This window comes from Martelella sp. (assembly GCF_984369615.1).
Genome location: NZ_CFHTCS010000282.1, coordinates 1 through 5,769, shown reverse-complemented (window position 1 = coordinate 5,769; position 5,769 = coordinate 1). Strand labels below are relative to the sequence as shown.

The 5,769-nt window shown below is 64.4% G+C and carries 5 protein-coding genes; 2 read left to right on the top strand and 3 right to left on the bottom strand.

The window, feature by feature from the left end:
- Nucleotides 1-1,240, top strand: a 1,240-nt coding sequence (locus AC5DC2_RS18175) for an FAD-dependent oxidoreductase (RefSeq protein ID WP_491699492.1), incomplete at its 5' end; no start/stop codon positions are given.
- Between the two features lie 3 nt (nt 1,241-1,243).
- Here the strand turns inward: AC5DC2_RS18175 and AC5DC2_RS18170 are convergent.
- Nucleotides 1,244-2,125 (bottom strand): SMP-30/gluconolactonase/LRE family protein, encoded by an 882-nt coding sequence (locus AC5DC2_RS18170; protein WP_491699491.1) that lies wholly within the window; start codon nt 2,123-2,125, stop codon nt 1,244-1,246.
- A gap of 653 nt (nt 2,126-2,778) precedes the next feature.
- On the opposite strand from AC5DC2_RS18170, the gene AC5DC2_RS18165 reads away from it, so the two are divergent.
- Nucleotides 2,779-3,909 (top strand): Mrp/NBP35 family ATP-binding protein, encoded by a 1,131-nt coding sequence (locus AC5DC2_RS18165; RefSeq protein ID WP_491699490.1) that lies wholly within the window; start codon nt 2,779-2,781, stop codon nt 3,907-3,909.
- Nucleotides 3,910-3,916: 7 nt separating this feature from the next.
- Here AC5DC2_RS18165 and nagA read toward each other — a convergent pair whose 3' ends face one another.
- Together nagA and AC5DC2_RS18155 are read right to left on the bottom strand one after the other, a co-directional pair.
- Nucleotides 3,917-5,071 (bottom strand): N-acetylglucosamine-6-phosphate deacetylase, encoded by a 1,155-nt coding sequence (gene nagA, locus AC5DC2_RS18160; RefSeq protein ID WP_491699489.1) that lies wholly within the window; start codon nt 5,069-5,071, stop codon nt 3,917-3,919.
- Between the two features lies 1 nt (nt 5,072).
- Nucleotides 5,073-5,769, bottom strand: a 697-nt coding sequence (locus tag AC5DC2_RS18155; RefSeq protein ID WP_491699488.1) for an SIS domain-containing protein, incomplete at its 5' end; no start/stop codon positions are given.

Genomic DNA, 5,769 nt, shown 5'->3' with positions numbered 1-5,769 from the left:
GGTGATTCCGATCCAGGGCATGGCGTCCGCCCCGCATCTCGACTTTGCCGGCGCGGTGCGGGAGATGACGCGGTTTCCCGTCTTCCATGCCGCCCGCATCGCAGATGTCGCCACAGCCCGCCATGCGGTTGCCGAAGGGCGTCTCGACATGGTCGGCATGACGCGCGCCCATATCGCTGATCCGCATATCGTCGCGAAGATCGAGGCCGGGGTCGAGGACCGGGTCCGCCCCTGCGTCGGCGCCACATATTGTCTCGACAGGATCTATGAGGGCGGCGAGGCGCTCTGCATCCACAATGCCGCCACAGGCCGTGAGGCGACCATGCCGCATGTGATCGCGAAGGCCGAGACGCCACGCAAGGCTGTTGTCGTCGGCGCCGGGCCGGCAGGGCTTGAGGCCGCGCGGGTGCTGGCCGAGCGCGGTCATGATGTCGCGGTGTTCGAAGCCGCCGGGGAAGCGGGCGGGCAGATCAGGCTTCTTACCCGCAATCCACGTCGTCGCGAGCTCATCGGCATCATCGACTGGCGGCTCGCCGAGTTGGAACGCTTGAATGTCCCGATCCGCTACAATGTCTATGCGGAGGAAGACGATGTTCTGGCGGAAGAGCCGGATCTGGTTGTGGTCGCCACCGGCGGCATTGCCCAGTCGCCGCCGCTTGATGAGGGCGAAGCGCTTGCCGTTTCAAGCTGGGATATCCTGGCCGGCACGGTGAAACCCGCCGACACGGTGCTGCTTTATGATGATCACGGCGGTCACCCGGGCCTGACGACGGCCGAAATGATCGCGAGCAGCGGCTCGGCACTTCGGATCGTCACGCCCGAGCGCTTCTTCGCGCCCGATGTCGGCGGGATGAACCATGTGCCCTATGCTCGAAGCTTTGCGGAAAACGGCGTCGGGATCACCATCAACAAGCGTCTTTCGGCGATAAGGCGCGACGGCAACGGGCTGAGGGCGGTGCTTGCCTCCGACTACGCGCCGGGCGTCTTCGAGGAAGTCGCGGCTGCACAGGTCGTGATCGAATACGGCACCATGGCGATGGATGATCTCTATTTCGCGCTGAAGCCGCTCGCGCGCAATGGCGGTGCGGTTGACTACAAGGCCCTGATCGCGCAGAAGCCGTCGCTGCCGCAGACGAATGCCGGGGGCCGGTTCGACCTTATCCGCATCGGCGATGCCATCCATGCCCGCAACATCCACGCCGCCATCTATGACGCGCTGCGCTACTGTTCGTCGGCGTGACGCTCAAAACGCCCGGTAGGCCGGATCGAAGCGCGGTCTGGCGCCCGTCACCAGGGCGAAGGTGAAGCCGGCATTCGGTTCCTCGACGATATCGGCGTCGCGGGCAGCCGAGGTCACCATCATCCAGCCGCCGTCGCGGCCGATGAAGGCCGGGCAGGTCGGCTGCCGGGCGGGCAGCTGGAAACGGGCGACGAGCCTTCCGGCGGTATCATACTGGTCGAGAACCCCGGCGCCGAAACGGGCATTCCAGATGTGCCCGTCGCCGTCGCAGATCGCTCCGTCCATACCGCCCGGCTTCTTCGATGTATCGATGAACACCTCTTCGGGACCATCGGGCAGACCGGTTTCGGGGTCGACGGGAACGCGCATCAGCTTGTTGATGCGCGTGTCGACATAATAGCCCGTCGCGCCGTCGGGCGAAAAGCAGATGGCATTGGGGATCGTGACCCTGTCGAAGATCTTCGTCACCTTGCCGGCGAGCACGTGATAGATCGCCCCTGCCCCGTCTTCGGCCTCCTTGCCCATGGTGCCGACCCAGAAGGCGCCGGATTGATGCACACGTGCGTCATTTGAGCGGGTGACGGCATTGTCCGGCTCGATGGCAGCATGGAGACTGAGCGCACCGGTGGAGACATCGTGAAAATAAAGCCCGGTCTCCATGGCGATGACGTGGCGCCGCTCATCGACCACGGCCATGGCGCTCGCCATTTCCGGCAGCGTGACGATCCGCCTGTCCCGGGTCGAGGCATTGAGCAGGTGGAGCTTGCTGTCGAGAATGTCGAACCACCAGATCTGGTCGGCGGTCGGGTCATAGCCCGGTCCCTCGCCGAGCGTCGTCCGGTCATTCACCAGAATACGGCCTTCGAATACGGTCTCTGCAGTCATTGTCGCTACCGGCGCTCCTCTTGTCATGTGGTGGCGGTCTTTTGCATTCGCGAGAGCCCCCCGCGCGAGAATCGCAGACTTTCCCGGCCGTGCAAATGAGGAAAGCCAACGAAAGCCGAGAAATCAAGCGATCTTGCCGCGCCTACGCCGTCAGGCGGGACAAAAGCTCCGAAAAAGCCCCCGGGACCGTCATTGGAAGAAAAAAATCCGGATTTTTGAACGCCCGCCGGCGGCCTTGCCCCGGGCCCAAAAAATAAGCTGAGTCAATAATTTGTGCATCGCAACACGGACGCTCTGCCCGTCATTGACGGGCGATCAAGTCTAAATCCCTGTTCTTCCCGCCAAAAAGCAGCTTGCATTGGTTCAGGTAATCGTTCATCTTCTCTCCAGTTCCAGAGGGGATGAAAACAAACACGCGCCCAAGAGCGCGACTTGAAAACGATAGAAACGCCGGCGCGACGGACTTTTGAAAGTCTATGTTTTCGCCCCGGCGTTTCTATTTTTTTCTCCCCCACCCTTCCTCACGCCACGAGAGACATGCTTTTCGACTGACTGCCTTTCGGACAAGGCGTCGAGTCGAGGGGGCCGCTTCGCCATTGGCGTTTCGCGCAATCTCCACTATTTAGGCACTGAGTGAGAACAGGAAGGCAGCCATGACCGCGATCAGCAAGGAACAGGTTCTGAAGAGCCTTGAAACCGTCACGCTTGCCGACGGCAAGCCGCTGTCTTTCAGCGGCCTCGTCTCCGACATCTTCATCGCTGACGGCAAGATCTATTTCTCGCTGAACGTTCCCGCCGACAAGGTTGAGGCCTACGAGCCTGTGCGTCTTGCCGCGCAAAAGGCCGCCGAAGCGCTGCCCGGCGCGCGCCAGGCGCTGGTGACGCTGACGGCCGAAAAGCCTGCCGGACAGAAAGGCGAGCGCCCCGACGCCAGACAGAAACCCGATGCGTCGAAAGAGGGCGCCGGCGGAAAGGGCCAGGCCAAGCCCGAAATTCCCGGCATCGGCTCCATCATCGCCGTCGCCTCGGGCAAGGGCGGCGTCGGCAAGTCCACCACTGCGGTCAATCTGGCACTCGGCCTTGCGGCGGAAGGCCTCAGGGTGGGACTTCTGGACGCCGACATCTACGGCCCGTCCATTCCCCGGCTGATGGGACTTTCCGGGCGGCCGATGCAGGGGCCCGGCCGCACCATCATGCCGATGGAGAAATACGGCCTCAAGGTGATGTCGATCGGCTTTCTGGTCGACGAGGGCACCGCCGTCATCTGGCGCGGGCCGATGGTGCAATCGGCGCTGATGCAGATGCTGCGCGAGGTTGCCTGGGGCGAGCTCGACGTGCTCGTCGTCGACATGCCGCCCGGCACCGGCGACGCGCAGCTGACCATGGCCCAGCAGGTGCCACTTGCCGGAAGCGTGGTCGTCTCCACGCCGCAGGATCTGGCGCTGATCGACGCGCGCAAGGCGATCGCCATGTTCAACAAGGTCTCCGTGCCGGTGCTCGGCATCGTCGAAAACATGAGCGCCTTCATCTGCCCGAATTGCGGCGAAACCCACCATATCTTCGGCCATGGCGGCGCGAAGGCGGAGGCCGAGAAGATCGGCGTCCCCTTCCTCGGCGAGGTGCCGCTGGCGATGGACATCCGCACCACCTCGGATGCCGGAACACCGGTGGTTGCCGGCGAACCGGACGGCCCGCACGCGAAGGCCTATCGCGCCATCGCCGCGGGGACCCAGGCCGGCCTTGCGGCCAAAACCAGCAAGGGTCCGTCGATCGTGTTCGATTGAGGCGTCATCAACCGGCGGCGAAAACGCAGGCGCCGCCGACATAGGTGGCTTTCAGCGAAAGGTCTTCGCCAAGCAGCACGAAATCGGCATCGGCACCGTCGGCAAGCCGGCCCTTGCGGCCCGCCCCCACGGCATCGGCCGGGTAAAGCGAGGCCATGCGCAAGGCCTCCCCCAGGGACACGCCAAGCATCCTGTGGCAGTTGCGCACGCAGGTCAGCATGTCGGTATCCGCCCCGGCCAGCGTGCCGTCTTCCAGCGTAAGCCGGCCGTCGCGACGGTAGATCGTGCGTCCGTTGAGGGCGAAGCTTTCCAGATCCGTTCCGGTAACCGACATGGCGTCGGTAACGAGAAAAATGCGACCCGGCCCCTTCTTGGCCCTGAGCGCGATCCCCATGGCGACGGGATCGACATGATAGCCATCGGCGATCAGCCCGCAGGAGAACGCGCCATCGGACAGAGCGGCGCCGACAAGGCCCGGCTCCCGATGGCCGAGCGGGCTCATCGCGTTGAAGAGATGGGTCGCCATGGACGCGCCCGCCAGACGGTATTCGCGCGCGGTGGCGCAGCTTGTCGCGGTGTGGCCGAGGCTGACGGTGAAGCCGGCTTCGACAAGCCGGGCAACCTGCTGGCGCCTGACGCTTTCCGGGGCAACCGTGGTGAGCGCCACGCCGAAACGGCCGGCGCTCTCGAGAAGGAAGCCGCAATCGTCATCATCCATGGACCGGATCAACGCCGGATCATGCGTGCCCTTCCTGGCAAGCGAAAGATGCGGCCCCTCCAGATGGAGGCCGAGAAAGCCCGGCACGCCCGCGTCAAACGCAGCCCGCCCCGCCGCAGCGGCCTTCTCGACGGTTTCGCGCGTGTCGGTGATCAGCGTCGGCAGAAGCGATGTGGTGCCGAATTGCTGGTGGGCCCTGCAGATGGTCTCGATGCCGGAAAGGCTCGGATCATTGTTGAACAGCACCCCGCCGCCGCCATTGACCTGGAGATCGACAAAACCCGGCGCCAGGATCAACCCGTCGGCGCGGATGATTTCCGCGTCCGGCGGCACACGACGCTCTGCCGCAAGTCCTTCGACGCCGGTCTGCGAAAAGACCAGAGCCATGCCATCGTGAAAACGCTCGCCGTCGAAAAGCCTGGCGCCGCAAACCGCCTTTTTCATTTCACTCGGTCTCCGTCACCTTGTTGAGCGCGACGGGCTGGTCGGGATTGAAGCCGCGGGCGCGCGAAAGCTGCTCGATGAAGCTGTAATAGGGCACGATCAGGGCGAGCGCATCGGTCAGCGGATGACCGGTCGCCACAAAGGGAAGCCGGACGGCCCCGCCTTCAGCCATGTCCGAGGACAGGAACACGGCCGCTCCCTTTTGCGCCATGCCGGATGCGGTTTTGGCGATCGCCGCCTCCGCCTTGTCGCGCGCGGCAAAGGCGATCACGGGAAAACGCGCCTCCACCAGCGAGACCGGCCCGTGCAGCACTTCGGCGGAGGAATAGGCCTCGGCGTGAAGCTCGGAGGTTTCCTTGCATTTCAGCGCCGCCTCGCTGGCGATGGCAAAGCTCGGGCCGCGCCCCAGCACATAGAGCGACTGCGCGTCCTTCAGCGAACCCGTCAGCGGCGACCAGTCGCAGGCAAGCGCCTTTTCAAGATCCTCGGGCAATCGACCCAGCGCCTTCCTGAGGCCCGCATCATCGGCCCATTCGGCAAGCACGCCGAGCCCGGCGATGATCGAATTGACGTAGGACTTGGTGGCGGCGACGGCCTTTTCCGGTCCGGCGGCGATATCGATCGGCTGATCGGCCGCTTCTGCCAGCGGCGAGGCGATGGTGTTGACCAGCGCAAGCGTCAGCGCGCCGCCGGCCCGC

Excerpts from the sequence above, each read along its gene's own strand:
- AC5DC2_RS18165 (WP_491699490.1), top strand. The coding sequence starts at position 2,779 with ATGACCGCGATCAGCAAGGAACAGGTTCTGAAGAGCCTTGAAACCGTC.
- AC5DC2_RS18170 (WP_491699491.1), bottom strand. The coding sequence starts at position 2,125 with ATGACTGCAGAGACCGTATTCGAAGGCCGTATTCTGGTGAATGACCGG.
- nagA (WP_491699489.1), bottom strand. The coding sequence starts at position 5,071 with ATGAAAAAGGCGGTTTGCGGCGCCAGGCTTTTCGACGGCGAGCGTTTT.